Origin of the sequence: Nonomuraea sp. NPDC050478 (assembly GCF_044458265.1) — a bacterium.
Classification (GTDB): domain Bacteria; phylum Actinomycetota; class Actinomycetes; order Streptosporangiales; family Streptosporangiaceae; genus Nonomuraea; species Nonomuraea ferruginea.
The window spans coordinates 813075-827323 of the sequence record NZ_JBITHT010000005.1; the positions used below are offsets into that span (position 1 = coordinate 813075).

The following is a 14249-nucleotide window of genomic DNA, read 5'->3' on the forward strand; positions in this document are numbered from 1 at the left end:
GGATTTCCCGTTGGACGGACCTCTCAGGGACCTGGCGGGCCTTTGTCGATCTTCGGCGGATTGCAGGCGGCGGAGACCGTGCGCAGCGACGACTTCCGCGGCCTCCGCCTCCTGCGGCGCCGTCTGGGCGACCGGATGAAAGCGGGGTTCGTCCTCTACTGCGGGCCCGAGTCGCTGAGCTTCGGTGACGGCATGGCCTGCCTGCCCGTCTCCGCGCTGTGGACCACTCCGGCTTGACACGGGCCGCAGGGCGGGAAACTGGAAGGGTGACCACCGAGAAGGGCTCTCCGCCGCCCATCAGCCCCTCCATCATCGTGCTGACGCTGGCGCGCCGGGTCGAGACCGAGCTCGGCGCCGCTCTCGCGCCGCTCGACCTCACCGTCACCCGGCTCGGGCTGCTCGGGCACATCGCCGCCGTGCCGGGCGTGTCGTTCAGCGACCTGGCGCGCATGTCGGGCACCGCCGTGCAGAGCGTGCACTCCGCGGTGAAGGCCCTGGTCGCCGCCGGCCTCGTACGCGACAGCAACGCCCGCGCCGGCTCGGCGTCCACGATCGAGCTGACCCCCGAGGGGCGGCGGCTCCTGGCGGCGGCCGAGCAGGCCATCGGCGACGTCGACGACCTGCTGTTCGGGTCCTCGGCGGACCCGATCCAGCGACAGCTCGCCGCCGCCATCCGCGCCGCCTTCGCCCCCTGACGCGCGTTATGCCGCTGGTCGATGGCGGGGTCCGTGCGGCGGTCGCGCTCGGCTGCGACGAGAGATGAGTCAGTACGCGCGAAGGTCGCCTTGAAATATTCGCCTAGACGAATGTATTCTCAACGGCATGACCGAGAACATCGAACGAATCGTTGCCGCATCGCCTGCCCGCGTCTGGGAGCTCTGGACGACCGCGGAGGGCATCTCGTCGTGGTGGGCGCCAGAGGGCTTCCGCACTGACGTCACGAAGCTTGACCTCACGCCGGGCGGTGAGCTGGTCTACACCATGACGGCGGTGGCGCCGGAGCAGATCGCCTTCATGGAGCAGCACGGGATGCCGCTCTCGACCGAGTCCCGCAAGTACTTCACCGAGATCGCCGAACCTCACCGTCTCGCCTACCAGTCGGTTGTCGACTTCGTGCCCGACCATGAGCCGTACGAGCATCTGACGGTCGTCGAGCTCTCGTCCGTCGAGGGCGGCACGCGTATCGTCATGCAGGTCGAGCGGATGCATGACGAGGTGTGGACGCAGCGGCTGCTCGCGGGGCGCGCCAACGAGCTGGACAATCTGGCGGCCCTCGTCGCGGAGAGCTGAATGAGCGAGGGCATCCAGCCCATGCTCGCGGCGATCGCCGAGCCCACCCGGTTCCGCATCGTGGAGCTGCTGTCGACGCGCGCGTGTACGGTCGGCGAAGTCGCCGAGGGCATCGGCGCGCTGCAGCCTCAGACGACCAAGCACATCCAGGCGCTCGAGGCTGCCGGCGTCATCCGGGTGCACAAGCTCGGGCGCAGGCGGGTCGCTCGACTCGACCGCGCATCCATGTCCATGCTCTCGTCGTTCTTCGGGCGGCTCGCCGTGCCCGACCCGGATGACGCCGTGCTTGAGAGCTACGAGGCGTCGATCGGGCGGGAGGAGGCTCGCCGGCCTGGCGACGACGGTGCCCGTGTCCTCACCTTCGAGCGGGAGCTGCCGTTTCCCGCGGCGGTGGTGTGGGATGCCTGGACCGACGCCGAGCAGGCCGCACAGTGGTGGGCGCCTCGTCATTTCCACGTCGACGTGTTCGACATCGCGCCGCAGGAGGGCACGCCGATCCGCTTCGTGCTGCACGAGGGGGATGGGGCGACTTACGAGTCCGTGGGCCGGGTCGTGGAGGTGCGGCCGCGCCGGCAACTGGTGTTCACGCTCGCCCCGGTCGACGCCACCGGAGTGCCGCTCTTCTCGGCCCGTCACACAGTGTCGCTGACAGAGGAGGACGGGATGACGACGGTCCGCCTCCGTATCGTGGTGTCCGAGGTCCGCGCTGAGGCGGCCCCGATGACCGCAGGGCTTGAGCCGGGGTGGAACCAGCTGCTCGACGGTCTGCGACGCTCGCTCGCCGCACGTTGACGGCTCGGTGCGGTCGAGGAGGTGTGGCGATCGACGACGTGCGCGCACTCGGCTCCAAGCTCGGGCCTTCCTCCCGGGCTACGTGTGCAGCCGTCTGAAGTTCCGGGTCAGGCAGGTCGTCGACGTCGTTCTCCCTCGATGGACCCGTCAGGGGCTTGGATTCCCGCCTGAGGAGCGCGCGGCGCTCCCACGGGGTGCGCGCCCCCTTCGCGTATCCGCCGGAGGGGCGTCGTGCGTGCATCTGTTCTGTGCCCGGAGAGACCCCTGATGGGTCGCCACCGATACAAGCGCACCCCCGACCAGCCGCCTGCGCACCGCGAGAGTGAGGTGCCCGTGGTGCTCCCGCACGTCGTGATGACGATCGCCGACGACGGAGCCATGACCGTGACGGTCGATGGGCAGACGTAAGAGCTGGAGCCGTATGCGCCACCGTGGAGTCAGGAAGCGTTCGCCGTGCTCATCGACCAACTCCTGAACCTGCGGCAGTGCCCGATCCGCGTCGAGGTCCGCGAAGCAGACGGCACCGGTCGTCCATGCCCGGCGATGACACGCGCCTGGTGACGTATCTCTCGGCCGTGGGCGCAGGTTCACTTCCGGCCTCAGGACATCAACCGACTTCTGCTGCCCGTCCCCTGCCAGGAAACCCCGATCCCAACGCCTCTGGGCAGGGAGGGGCGACAGCTCCTGGGGGGACGCCCGAGCTGTGGAGGCGCGAAGCGCCGGGGGCGAGGACCTTTCGCGCGCCGGAGGCGCGCTTGGGAAGGACAGCCTGAGCTGGTCGCCGCGAAGCGGCTGTCGGCGAAGCCCTTGTCGCGCCGGAGGCGCTTGATAGTTTGGGCCGGGGCGTCGCGGAGCGACCGGGGGTGAAGCGCCGGAGGCGCCCCGGGAAGAGCGGTGGGGTGCCGGCTAGGCGCCCGGGAGGAAGCCGACCCGGTCGCGGACTTCGGCCATGGTGCGCCGGGCCACCGCACGGGCGCGCTCCGCGCCCGAAGCCAGCATCCGGTCCAGCTCGGCCTCGTCGGCCAGCAGCTTCTCGGTGCGCTCGCGGATCGGGGTGAAGGCGTCGATGACCGCTTCGGCGACGTCCTTCTTGAAGGTCCCGTAACCCTGCCCGGCGTAGCGGGCGACCAGGTCGGGGATCGGCGTGCCGGTCAGCGCGGACTGGATGCGCAGCAGGTTGGAGATCCCCGGCTTGGCCTCCTCGTCGAAGCGGACCTCGGTCTCGGTGTCGGTGACCGCCCGCATGATCTTCTTGCGCAGCGGCCCGGGCTGCTCCAGGACGTCCAGGATGCCCGCGGGGCTGGAGGAGGACTTGGACATCTTGGCCGACGGGTCCTGCAGGTCGGTGATCTTCTCGACCTCTTTGAGAATGAACGGCTCGGGGATCGTGAAGGTGTCGCCGAAGCGGTGGTTGAAGCGCTGGCCGAGGTCGCGGGTGAGCTCCAGGTGCTGCTTCTGGTCGGCGCCGACGGGCACGCTGTTGGCCTGGTAGAGCAGGATGTCGGCGGCCTGCAGGATCGGGTAGGTGAACAGGCCGACGCTGGCCGCGCTCTCCCCGAACTTGGCCGACTTGTCCTTGAACTGGGTCATCCGCGCGGCCTCGCCCATGCCGGTCTGGCAGTTGAGTATCCAGGCCAGCTCGGAGTGCTCGCGGACGTGGGACTGCACGAACACGGTGGAGCGTTCCGGATCGAGCCCGGCGGCGAAGAGCTGGGCCGCGGCGACGCGGGTGCGGCGGCGCAGCGCGGCGGGCTCGGTGGGCACGGTGATCGCGTGCAGGTCCACCACGCAGTAGAAGGCGTCGTGGGTCTCCTGCAACGTGACCCATTGACGAACCGCACCCAGGTAGTTGCCCAGGTGGAAGGAGTCCGCGGTGGGCTGGATGCCGGAGAGAACACGAGGTCTGGCCATGACAGGTAATTGTGTCAGGTATCCGCTTCGGGCGGCGACTCCACGACAGGGCGGCGTTTCACCCGCACCTTGGCGATCCGGCGGCCGTCGAGCTCGATGACGGTCAGGTCGAAGCCGCTCGCCTCGACGACGTCGTTCACCTCGGGCACGCGCCCGAGCATCGCCATGACGAAGCCGGCCAGCGTCTCGTACGGGCCGTCGGGCAGGCGGATGCCGGTCTCGTCGGCGAAGTCGTTGAGGTTGGTGAGCCCGTCGATCTCCATCACTCCGGCGGGCAGGATCACGGACTGGTCCTCGACGTCGTACTCGTCCCTGATGTCGCCGATGAGCTCCTCGACCAGGTCCTCCATGGTGACGATGCCCGCGGTGCCGCCGTACTCGTCGATGACGATGCACATGTGCTGGCCCTCGTCGCGCATCTCGGAGAGCGTGTTGAGCAGCCGCTTGGACGCGGGCACGAACTTGGCCGGCCGGATCGGCACCAGCTCGCTGAGCGGCTCGGTGCGGCCGGTGAGCACGGGGTCGAGCAGGTCCCTGACGTGCACGAAGCCGATGACCTCGTCGTAGGACTCGCGGTAGACGGGGAAGCGCGAGTGGGGCAGCGCGGCGGCCAGCACCGCCGCCTCGGCCAGCGGCGTGTCGGCCTCCATGAACTCGACCTCGGTGCGCGGCAGCATGAGCTCGCGGAGCTGGCGCTTGCCTGCGGCGAACACCTCGGCGATCAGGTTGCGCTCGTCGGGGGTCAGCTCGGCGTGGCCGACGACCATGTCGCGCAGTTCCTCGGTGGTGACCTCCTCGCGGTCGGCCTGCGGGTTGCCGCCGAGCAGCCGGACGACGCCGTCGGTGGACTTGGACAGCGCCCAGATGACGGGCCGCGACAGGGCGGCGAGGCGGTCGAGGAACGGGGCGACGACCAGCGACAGTCCTTCGGCCCGCTGGAGCGCGAGTCGTTTGGGGGCGAGTTCTCCGAGCACGAGGGAGACGTACGAGATGGCCAGGGTGACGAGCACCAGGGCGAGCACGCCGGCGATGGCGACGGGCACGCCCCAGCGTTCGAGCAAGGGGCTGAGCTGCCCGCTGAGCCGGTCGGCGCCGAACGCGGCCGAGAGCATGGTGGCGACGGTGACGCCGATCTGCACGGCCGACAGGAAGCGGTTCGGGTCGCGGGCGAGCTTGGCCACGCGTTCGCCGCGGCGGCCTTGTTGGGAGAGCTTGCGCACCTGGCTCTCGCGTAGCGAGACCATGGCTATCTCGGCGGCGGCGAAGAACCCGCCGATCAGGATGAACAGCAGGACCACGGCGATGTTGGCCGCGACGGTGTCAAACATGGTGGTTGGCAGCGTATACGGGCCTCTTGCCGCGTATGCTGAACGGCAAGCCGTACAAAATCAAACATATTCGAACTGGAGTCAACATGAGGCTGCTGGTCACCGGAGGGGCAGGATACGTCGGCAGCGTCGTCGCGGCGCAGCTCGTGGAGGCGGGCCACGAGGTCGTCGTGCTCGACGACCTGTCCACCGGCCACGCGGACGCGGTGCCGGACGGCGCGACGTTCGTGCGGGCCTCGATCGAGAACGCGGGGCCGGCGCTCGACGGCGTCGACGCGGTGCTCCACTTCGCCGCCAGGTCGCTGGTCGGCGAGTCGGTGGAGAAGCCCGGACTCTACTGGGCCCACAACCTCGGCGGCACGCTGGCGCTGCTGGAGGCGATGCACGAGCGCGGCGTCCGCAAGATCGTGTTCTCCTCGACCGCGGCCACGTACGGCGAGCCGGAGCAGTCGCCGATCAGGGAGAGCGACCCCACGCGCCCGACCAACCCGTACGGCGCCTCCAAGCTGGCCGTCGACACCGCGCTGACGGCCTTCGCCGGGCTGCGCGGGCTGGGCGCGGTCAGCCTGCGCTACTTCAACGTGGCCGGCGCCTACGGCCGCTACCGCGAGCGTCACGCGGTGGAGACCCACCTCATCCCGAACGTGCTCAAGGTGGCCACCGGCGAGCGCGAGTCGGTCAGCGTGTTCGGCACCGACTACCCGACGCCCGACGGCAGTTGCGTGCGCGACTACGTGCACGTCGCCGACCTGGCCAGGGCCCATCTGCTGGCGCTCGGCGCCTGCCGAGAGGGCGAGCACCAGATCTACAACCTGGGCAACGGCACGGGGTTCTCGGTGCTGGAGGTGATCGAGGTCTGCCGCGAGGTCACCGGCCACGAGATCCCCGCCGTCGTCGGCCCGCGCCGGGCCGGCGACCCGGCCGTCCTGGTGGCCTCGTCGGAGCGGCTCCAGCGTGAGCTGGGCTGGAAGCCGGAGCGCACCGAGCTGCGGGACATCGTCGCGGACGCCTGGGAGGCGCTTTCCGGGATTTGACCCCTATCGGCGGTCGATATGTGCTGTGATACCGAAATGTGAGGAGCTTTTCACCAAGGGTGACGAAGGTGCTCTTCGGCGCCGTGCTCGTGGCGGGTTGCGCGACGGCCGCGGCCGGAGTGGTGTTCGCCACGCCGAAGCCCGTGCCGGAGCCCGTGCCGGCCATACCGGCGTCCTCGGCGAGCTGCCCGGCGCCTACCGGAGAGTGACCCGGGCGCGCGCCCGCACGGACGCGCGCCTTCTCGTGGTACGGATCAGATCAGGCCCAGCGACTTGACCGCGTCGCGCTCCTCGGCGAGCTCCCGCACCGAGGCATCGATGCGCTCACGGGAGAACGCGTCGATCTCCAGCCCCTGGATGATCTCGAACCTGCCGCCGGCCGCCCGCACCGGGAACGACGACACCAGGCCCTCGGGCACCCCGTAGGAGCCGTCGGAGACGATCGCGGCCGAGGTCCACTCGGTGCCGTTGACCCAGTCGTAGACGTGGTCGATGGCGGCGTTGGCGGCCGAGGCCGCGGAGGACGCGCCGCGGGCCTCGATGATGGCCGCGCCGCGCTTGGCGACGGTCGGGATGAACGTGTCGCGCAGCCACTCCTGGTCGACCTGCTCGGCGGCGACCTTGCCGCCCACCTCGGTGTGGAACAGGTCGGGGTACTGGGTGGCGGAGTGGTTGCCCCAGATGGTCATGTGCTTGATCTCGGTGACCGGCACCTGGAGCTTGGCGGCCAGCTGCGAGATCGCGCGGTTGTGGTCGAGGCGGGTCATCGCGGTGAACCGGTCGGCCGGCACGTCGGGGGCGTGCTGCTGGGCGATGAGCGCGTTGGTGTTGGCGGGGTTGCCGACGACGAGCACCCGGATGTCGTCGGCGGCGTGGTCGTTGATGGCCTTGCCCTGCGGCCCGAAGATGCCGCCGTTGGCGCCGAGCAGGTCGCCGCGCTCCATGCCGGCCTTCCGCGGCATGGCGCCGACCAGGAGGCCGACGCTGGTGCCGTTGAACGCCACGTTGGGATCGTCGGTGATCTCGATGCCGGACAGCAGCGGGAAGGCGCAGTCGTCGAGCTCCATGGCGGTGCCCTCGGCGGCCTTGACCGCCTGCGGGATCTCCAGCAGGCTCAGCTTGACCGGGACGTCAGGCCCGAGTAGCTGGCCCGACGCGATGCGGAACAGCAGCGCGTAGCCGATCTGTCCGGCAGCACCGGTGACGGTCACCTTGACGGGCGTGGCCATGGCCTTTCCCCTAACTCGCAAGCTGATGCGTTGACTTTCGGATGTTACCCGGTCGTCATTCGCAGGCTTCCATCGCGGGCACCTTCGTCTCCGGCTCGAACTCCACGTTGCCGAAGTGTTTCGCGAGCAGCTCCTTGACCACGCCCTTGCGGTAGAGGTCGGCCAGCACGCCGGAGATCGCCTTGCACGTCCGCGCGTCGCCCTTGCGCAGGCCGACGCCGTAGCGCTCGTCGCTGAGCCCGGCGCCGAGCAGGCGGAAGCGCACGTTCTCCCGGCCGGCGAACCCGGCCAGGATGAGGTCGTCGCCGGGCACCGCGTCCACGGTGCCGTCGAGCAGCATGTTCATGCATTCGGCGTAGTTGCCTGCGGGCACCGGGTGGACCTTCACCTTGTCCTGCACGGCGCCCACCGACGGACTGTTGACCGCGCAGATCTTCTTGCCCTTCAGGTCGCCGAGCGAGTCGATGGGGCCCCGGTGGACCAGCACGTCCCGGTGGGCCAGGTAGTAAGGGCCGGCGAAGGCGACCTCGGGGTCGTCGACGATCGAGTAGGTGGCCACCACGAGGTCCACGCTGCCCTCGGCCAGCGCGCGGACCCTGGTCGCCGGGGAGACGGCGACGAACTCGACGTCCCGGGCCCCCAGCCCTTCTGCGACGCGGCGGGCCACGTCGACGTCGAAGCCCTCGAACGCGTCGCCGCGCCGCAGCCCGACGCCCGGCAGGTCGGCCTTGACCCCGATCACGATCTTCCCGGTCGCGGCCACCTTCTCGGCGACGCTCGCGTACGAGGGCGGCAGCGGGTCCTCCGTGGAGCCGGGATCCGGGCCGAGGGCGTTCAGCGGCCAGCCCTTGACCACCGTCATCGCGGCGATCGTCGCGACCACGGCCAGCGCGGCGGCGAACGCCACCCACCACTTCGCCCGTCCCCGCTTCCTGGACGGCGCGGGCGCCTGACCGCCTCCGGCCTCCCGCGTCGGGACCCCGACGCCCTGCGCGCCCGTGCCTTGCGCTCCGTGCGCGCCCGTGCCCTGAGCTCCGTGCGCGCCCGTGCCTTGCGCCGGTCCGTACGTCCCCGTACCCCCCGGAGTTCCGTACGCGCCCGTACCGGAGCTGTCGTGACCCTGGACCGCGCCGGCGGCGGCGTGGCCGGGCGGGTCCTGCGCGCCCGTGCGGCCGGAGACGGCGGGGAAGCCGGTGACGGCCGAGGCCGTGCCCGGGGCGGGGACCGAGACGCGGCTGAACGGGGTGGTGTCGTCGCCTGCCACCTGCACCCCCCGGGTCAGCAGCGCCGTGGACGCCCCCACCGTCTCGGGCTGCCCGAGCAGCCGCAGCAGGATCTGGTCGGCGGACGGCCGGTCGGCGGCGGACTTGGACAGCGCCCCCCGCACCACGCCGCGCAGCGGCTCCGGCATCATCCCCACGTCCACCTCGTGGGTGAGGATCCGGTTGAGCACGGTCGCGATCGAGTTGCCCTCGAAGACGGCGACCCCGGTGGCCGCGAACGCGATCGTCGCCCCCCACGCGAACACGTCGGTGAACGGCCCGATCTCCTCGCCGGCGATCTGCTCGGGAGCCATGTAGGCGGGGGTGCCGATGGCCCGGCTGGTGATCGTCCCGGTCGAGTCGATGATGCGGGCGATGCCGAAGTCGACCACCCTCGGCCCGTCGGCGGCGATGAGGACGTTGTCGGGCTTGAGGTCGCGGTGGATGATCGAGGCGTGGTGGATGGCGGTCAGCGCGGTGGCGGTGCCGATGGCCAGCCGGTCGAGCACGGTGCCGGTGAGCGGCCCGTCGGTCTCGACGATCTCGCGCAGCGCCCGCCCGTCGATGTACTCGCTGGCGATGTATGGAGTGTCGCCGTCGAGGTCGGCCTCCATCACCCTGGCGGTGCAGAACGACGCCACCCGCTTGGCCGCCTTCAACTCACGGGCGAAGCGGGAGCGTGCGCTCTTGTCGCCGGTGAATTTCACGTGCAGCAATTTGACGGCGGCCCGCTCGCCGTGCTGGTCGACTCCGAGAAAGACGATGCCCTGCCCGCCCTCGCCGATCCTTCCGGTCAGCCGGAACGAACCCAGCTGGGTGGGATCGCCGGCCACGAGCGGCGAGATCTGCGGCATTCCACTTCCCCACGTGTCCAATGAAGCCCGACGAGGCAAACTTTACGACGTTGCGGAACTTCCCAGAGAACCGTTAACCGTTCGTGACGTCACGTTTCGCGGACACATTCACCTGTCGCAGGCCGACCGGAGGTGGAACTCCCAGCTGGACTCGCCGAAGAGCGGGTCTTCACCGGAGGAACTCGTGGTCTGGCTCCCCCACCAGCGCTCCACCCGCAGCACCAGTTCGGGGACCGTCGCCTGGGCCCGGTCGCAGTCGACGACCTCCAGGCCGAGCGTCATCGAGAGCTTCTCCCCGGAGCCGACGGTCACGGGAAAGGCGGGGCTCTCGACCTCGGCGAGCCGGATCCCGTCCGCGCGCAGGCCCACACCGGTGACGGTGACGGGGAACCAGCCGTCGTTGACGACCGTGTGCCGCAGCCGCATGCTCGTGTACCGGATCCGGTCGGCGTCGTCGCTGAGCACGGAGATGTGGGGGTCAGGTGCGCCGTGCGTCAGCCTGGGCACGGCCAGCCCGCTGACCGACGCGCCCAGCACCAGCAGCACCACGGCAGCGAGGGCGCCGAACGCGGCACTCATCCGCCGGACCTCGCGCTTACCGGCCGTCCCCGCGCTGTGATCCAGCCGGTCCCACACGTCGTCGGATATCACTCATGCACCCCTGTCACCTCGATGGGCATTCTGCTACTTTCTCCCGGGGTGACGAGGGGTATTTCGTGGGGTTAATTCTTTTTCTGGTGTTCCTGGCGGTCGCGGTCCCGCTCACACTCCGTGCCCAATCCGGGCCGGTGACCCGGGAGGCGATGAACCGTTTCTCCCGCGTACACCAGGTTGAAGTCACTCCTTACAACGGCACGGCGATTCTGCGTTATCTGCATGTCACACAAGGTCTGATGTGGGCCGGAATGGGCGTCGGATTCGCCGTCATGTTCGCGCAGGCCCCCGGAGAATCGTTCACCGTCAGCCCTTTCTGGCCGGTCACCGGATGGTTCTGCGGTTTCGCCGCGGCCGAAATGGTGCTGGCTCGCCGGGGCGGGCCTCTAGGGCGTCCGCTCGGCCTGCGGCTGGCGCCGCCGCAGGCGACCGGGCTGTGGGTGTTCGCCGCCATGGTGTCCGGCGCGATCGCGCTGGCCTCCGTGCTGCGCTCGTTCCGGACCGAGGTGGATCTCGCCGAGCGCGGCTGGGCGGTGTTCACGCTCGCCGTGGTGCTGACGGTGAACCTGCTCGTCATGGGGCTGCGGCGGCGGCCGCTCCGCGCGGGGCCCGCCGACCTGGTGTCCGCCGAGCTGGCCATGCGGTCCCGGTCCGCGCGCCTGCTGCTGGCCGGCGGGACGATCGTGGCGATCTGGTCGGCGCCGGGTGGCGGCTGGTCCTCCCAGGCGGAGTCCATCCGCTCGCTTATCGGTCTCGTCGTGTCGCTGCTGGCCTGGTACATGACACTTTCGCCCGAACGCCTCACCCAGGCGGGCCGGCCGCTCCGGTGGCAGGTGGTCGCCGCCGTGCTGCTCACGCCCGTCCTCGCGGCCGGCTGGAACGCCGCCGCCGTCGAGCCGGACGAGCAGCCGAAGTCGCCTCTCACCGAGCCCTACGCCAACGCGGCCCTGTTCGCCTACGTCACCCCGGGTAGCCCATGGGAGATCGCCACGATGCCGGACGGCCGCGAACCGGACGACGAGTGGGACGAGAGCACCTGGGACTTCGGCGGGTTCTCGCTGGACAGGGCCGTCACCCGGCTCGCCACCGGCGACGGAGGCAGGCAGGAGGGGCCGCTGGCGCTCAGCGGCGACGGCCACCACGTCGTCTACCTTGACTCCGTCACGGACCGCCTGGTCGTCCAGCACCTGTCAGAGGCCACCCGGCGCGACCTCACGGGGCCGCTGCCCGCCCACGCCGTCCCCCGGCCGCTCCTCTCCCACGACGGCCGCCTCGCGGCGCTGGTCTCCGCCACCGGGACCGAGCTGGTCGACACCGCCACGGGTGACAGGACCGCCCTGCCCGGCGTCAGGCGCGTGCTCGGCCTCGGCCCGTACGGCGTGGTCGGCACCACCGGCCACCGCGCCCTGCCCGGCGCGCCCGGCACCGAGCTGGTCACCCTGGACCCGCGGGGCCGGGTGCGCAGCCGGGCGCCCTTCGACCCCACCCTCCCAGCCCTGGCCACCCAGGACGGACGCTCCCTGATCGTGTTCACGGACGACGAGGCCGTCGCCATGGACGCGCGCACGGGCCGGGTGACCGATCGGGCGGCGTTGAAGCTGCCCCGTCACCACGGCCCGCCGGAGCCGCTGGGCTGGTCGGCGGAGGGCAGGCTCGCCGTGCTGATCGAGCCCGACGGCGACGACGGCCACTACCACCTGGTCGACCCGGGCACCGGCAGGTCGAGCCCGATGAAGGGTGTCATGGACAAACTCGACCACGGCGTGTTCGGGCTGATCCCGTGAGCGCGCTCTGGCGGCTGTGCGTGGCCGCGGCGGCGGCGCTCGCCGCGGCGTGGCTGATCAACGGCGGCGGCCCGCCGCCGGTGGAGTTCCTGAGCCCGGAGCCGGCCCCGCCGGCCACCCCCGCCCCGGCCGCGGTGAAGCTGACCGGGCCCGCGCCCGCCCCCGTCCGGTACGCGTACGAGCCGCACTGCAACGACGGGACCGACGGCTGCCGGCACCACATCCTGGTGTCGGCGGCGGGTCAGCAGTGGTGGGTGGAGGGCGCCCACGACGACGCCCCGTTCGCGCTCTCCGCCGACGGCACCCTGGTCGTCCACCCTCTGGGCGACCGGTTCGTCGCCAGGGACCTGACCACCGGCACGGTCACGGAACTGCCCGTCAGGACGGAGGAATCGGTCGGGGAGATCTTCGGCGCCCAGCAGCCGCTGCTCTCCCTCGACGGCCGCCACCTGCTCGTCCAGCACGACCACCTGGACGAGGACGTCGAGGTCGTGCTGGAGCGCCCGATGATCGTCGACATCCGGCGCGGCACCGTGCGCCGCCTGCCGAAGGGCGAGCGGGTCGCCGGCTGGACCACCGAGGGGCTCGCCCTGGTGACCGACCACCCCGCCCGCGACCTGCCCGGCTATGCCACCTCTGCCGCGTACGTGATCCGCTCCCCCGGCGGCCGGGTGGTGCGGCGCTTCACCGTGCCCGGCAACCTGGCCCACGGCCTGCCGTCACCGTCGGCCCGCACGCTGGCGACGCTCGCGAAGGAGATCGCCCCGCACGACGTGGTCAGCACCGGCATCCTGCTGACCGGCACCGAAAACGGAAAGACCCTCCGCACGGTCGTGCCGCGGCTCCCGGAGGGCCTGCGGGCCGACGCCCTCATCCGCTGGGAAGGTGAGGACGCCCTGCTCGTCCGCGCCGAGGACCGTCACGGGAAGATCTCCTACCACGTCGTGGACCTCTCCACCGGGGCCGCACGGGACCTCCGCGTCGCCATGGCAGCCGTCTCCGACTACCTGCTCGCCCCGGCGGAGCTCTCGGTGCTGATCGGGTCGGTCCGCTAGTAGGCCAGCGCCTTCGCCTTGTACGAGGCGCGCAGGAACGGGTTCTTGAACTTCGGGTACGCGATCGTCGACGGGTCGCCGTCGGAGGTGTAGCGCATGTCGGGGTTGGCCTTCAGCCAGTCGAGCCAGGCCGTCGAGCAGAACTGCGCGCAGTCGCCCTTCTTGTCCATCGCCCTGATGCGCGGGATGCCCAGCGCGTCGAACGACTTGCTGAACGGCGACGCGGCGGGCGTGTAACCGGCCAGGAAGACGCCCTGGTGGTGGTACGACTTGCCGCGCGCCGCCCACTCCTTCTTGCGCGGCTGCACCCCGTACGGGAGCGCGATCGTCACCGGCTTGACCCCGGCCAGCTCGTTGATCTCCTTGCCGATCGAGCCGATCTGCTCCTCCACCTGGTCGTGCGTGCGGGCGCGCAGGTTGTAGTGGTCGCGGGTGTGGTTGCCCAGGTCGAAGCCGTTCGACTTGAGCCACAGCAGCGTCTGCGCCTGCTCCTCGCGCACGTGCTTGCCGAACATGTCGCGGGTGATGTAGAAGGTCGCGACCGGGCGGAACCCGGAGTGCTTGGCGGCCACCTCGCGCATGATGGCGACGGCGGTGTTCGCCTTGGGCGTGCCCATCGCGTCCAGCGTGAGCTGGGACGGGGAGGAGTCGTCGAAGGTGAGCACCACCGGGTGCTTGCCGGCCGGGATGTCGATCTTCCCGGTGACGAACTCGGCCGCGGTGACCGGCACGTAGTTCTCCTTGGCCAGCCGTTCGAGCTCGGTGCGGAACTGGGCGGGCGTGCGGTCGTCGGTGGTCCCCGGCTTGTCGACGATCCGGTGGTACATGAGAACCGGGACCTGGCCCAGCTCGTTGGCCTTGACGGCCGCGGCCGCCTTCGCCTGGGCGGCCTTGAACAGCTGCTGCTTGGCGGCGCTGTCGGCCTTGGCGTCCTTCACCTGGGTGACCGGCTCGGAGCCGCACCCCGACACGATCACGGCGACCGCGACCGCACCCACGCCACCGATGAAACGCAGTCGCATTCGAACCCCCCGAGACGCGCACGACTGTTATGGA

General features: G+C 70.7%; 15 protein-coding genes. 9 read left to right on the top strand and 6 right to left on the bottom strand.

Annotated features, from left to right (window positions below; all coding sequences use genetic code 11):
* Nucleotides 1–42: 42 nt before the first annotated feature.
* The 5 genes from ACIBF7_RS28615 to ACIBF7_RS28635 all read left to right on the top strand — a co-directional run bounded on the left by ACIBF7_RS28615 (nt 43) and on the right by ACIBF7_RS28635 (nt 2490).
* On the top strand, nt 43–237 hold the full coding sequence (locus tag ACIBF7_RS28615) for a hypothetical protein (protein ID WP_397198592.1): 195 nt from the start codon (nt 43–45) through the stop codon (nt 235–237).
* Between the two features lie 29 nt (nt 238–266).
* On the top strand, nt 267–695 hold the full coding sequence (locus ACIBF7_RS28620) for a MarR family winged helix-turn-helix transcriptional regulator (protein ID WP_397198550.1): 429 nt from the start codon (nt 267–269) through the stop codon (nt 693–695).
* Between the two features lie 127 nt (nt 696–822).
* Complete coding sequence (locus tag ACIBF7_RS28625) at nt 823–1290, top strand: SRPBCC domain-containing protein (RefSeq protein ID WP_397198551.1); 468 nt, start codon at nt 823–825, stop codon at nt 1288–1290.
* The gene (locus ACIBF7_RS28630; protein WP_148036925.1) at nt 1291–2082 is read left to right on the top strand and encodes an SRPBCC domain-containing protein; all 792 of its coding nucleotides are present in this window, start codon (nt 1291–1293) and stop codon (nt 2080–2082) included.
* Between the two features lie 267 nt (nt 2083–2349).
* Nucleotides 2350–2490: a hypothetical protein gene (locus ACIBF7_RS28635; RefSeq protein WP_271276608.1), complete on the top strand. Its 141-nt coding sequence runs from the start codon at nt 2350–2352 to the stop codon at nt 2488–2490.
* A gap of 498 nt (nt 2491–2988) precedes the next feature.
* On the opposite strand, the gene trpS is transcribed toward ACIBF7_RS28635, so the two are convergent.
* Together trpS and ACIBF7_RS28645 are read right to left on the bottom strand one after the other, a co-directional pair.
* Nucleotides 2989–3993, bottom strand: coding sequence for a tryptophan--tRNA ligase (gene trpS / locus ACIBF7_RS28640; RefSeq protein WP_148036924.1), 1005 nt, complete (start codon nt 3991–3993; stop codon nt 2989–2991).
* Nucleotides 3994–4007: 14 nt separating this feature from the next.
* Nucleotides 4008–5321 (bottom strand): hemolysin family protein, encoded by a 1314-nt coding sequence (locus ACIBF7_RS28645; protein WP_148036923.1) that lies wholly within the window; start codon nt 5319–5321, stop codon nt 4008–4010.
* Nucleotides 5322–5407: 86 nt separating this feature from the next.
* On the opposite strand from ACIBF7_RS28645, the gene galE reads away from it, so the two are divergent.
* Nucleotides 5408–6355 carry a UDP-glucose 4-epimerase GalE gene (gene galE, locus ACIBF7_RS28650; protein WP_271276610.1) on the top strand — a complete coding sequence of 316 codons (948 nt, stop codon included), beginning with the start codon at nt 5408–5410 and terminating at the stop codon, nt 6353–6355.
* A gap of 59 nt (nt 6356–6414) precedes the next feature.
* Nucleotides 6415–6564, top strand: a complete 150-nt coding sequence (locus ACIBF7_RS28655; RefSeq protein WP_271276611.1) for a hypothetical protein — start codon at nt 6415–6417, stop codon at nt 6562–6564.
* Nucleotides 6565–6609: 45 nt separating this feature from the next.
* Here ACIBF7_RS28655 and ACIBF7_RS28660 read toward each other — a convergent pair whose 3' ends face one another.
* The 3 genes from ACIBF7_RS28660 to ACIBF7_RS28670 form a co-directional block, all read right to left on the bottom strand.
* A complete protein-coding gene (locus ACIBF7_RS28660) occupies nt 6610–7584 on the bottom strand; it encodes a malate dehydrogenase (protein ID WP_148036921.1) in 975 nt (324 codons plus the stop codon).
* 55 nt (nt 7585–7639) lie between these two features.
* Complete coding sequence (locus ACIBF7_RS28665; protein ID WP_397198552.1) at nt 7640–9700, bottom strand: serine/threonine-protein kinase; 2061 nt, start codon at nt 9698–9700, stop codon at nt 7640–7642.
* 108 nt (nt 9701–9808) lie between these two features.
* A complete protein-coding gene (locus ACIBF7_RS28670; protein ID WP_271276613.1) occupies nt 9809–10351 on the bottom strand; it encodes a hypothetical protein in 543 nt (180 codons plus the stop codon).
* A 254-nt stretch (nt 10352–10605) separates the two neighbouring features.
* On the opposite strand from ACIBF7_RS28670, the gene ACIBF7_RS28675 reads away from it, so the two are divergent.
* Entirely contained in the window at nt 10606–12138 is a 1533-nt protein-coding gene (locus ACIBF7_RS28675; protein ID WP_397198553.1) for a hypothetical protein, read from the top strand.
* On the top strand, nt 12135–13193 hold the full coding sequence (locus tag ACIBF7_RS28680; protein ID WP_271276615.1) for a hypothetical protein: 1059 nt from the start codon (nt 12135–12137) through the stop codon (nt 13191–13193). The genes ACIBF7_RS28675 and ACIBF7_RS28680 overlap by 4 nt, the downstream gene beginning before the upstream one ends.
* Here ACIBF7_RS28680 and ACIBF7_RS28685 read toward each other — a convergent pair.
* The gene (locus ACIBF7_RS28685; protein WP_271276616.1) at nt 13190–14191 is read right to left on the bottom strand and encodes a polysaccharide deacetylase family protein; all 1002 of its coding nucleotides are present in this window, start codon (nt 14189–14191) and stop codon (nt 13190–13192) included. The two genes, ACIBF7_RS28680 and ACIBF7_RS28685, sit on opposite strands and share 4 nt — an antisense overlap.
* Nucleotides 14192–14249 lie beyond the last annotated feature (58 nt).

Excerpts from the sequence above, each read along its gene's own strand:
- ACIBF7_RS28625 (WP_397198551.1), top strand. The coding sequence starts at position 823 with ATGACCGAGAACATCGAACGAATCGTTGCCGCATCGCCTGCCCGCGTC.
- ACIBF7_RS28630 (WP_148036925.1), top strand. The coding sequence starts at position 1,291 with ATGAGCGAGGGCATCCAGCCCATGCTCGCGGCGATCGCCGAGCCCACC.
- ACIBF7_RS28635 (WP_271276608.1), top strand. The coding sequence starts at position 2,350 with ATGGGTCGCCACCGATACAAGCGCACCCCCGACCAGCCGCCTGCGCAC.
- trpS (WP_148036924.1), bottom strand. The coding sequence starts at position 3,993 with ATGGCCAGACCTCGTGTTCTCTCCGGCATCCAGCCCACCGCGGACTCC.
- ACIBF7_RS28645 (WP_148036923.1), bottom strand. The coding sequence starts at position 5,321 with ATGTTTGACACCGTCGCGGCCAACATCGCCGTGGTCCTGCTGTTCATC.
- galE (WP_271276610.1), top strand. The coding sequence starts at position 5,408 with ATGAGGCTGCTGGTCACCGGAGGGGCAGGATACGTCGGCAGCGTCGTC.
- ACIBF7_RS28660 (WP_148036921.1), bottom strand. The coding sequence starts at position 7,584 with ATGGCCACGCCCGTCAAGGTGACCGTCACCGGTGCTGCCGGACAGATC.
- ACIBF7_RS28665 (WP_397198552.1), bottom strand. The coding sequence starts at position 9,700 with ATGCCGCAGATCTCGCCGCTCGTGGCCGGCGATCCCACCCAGCTGGGT.
- ACIBF7_RS28675 (WP_397198553.1), top strand. The coding sequence starts at position 10,606 with ATGGGCGTCGGATTCGCCGTCATGTTCGCGCAGGCCCCCGGAGAATCG.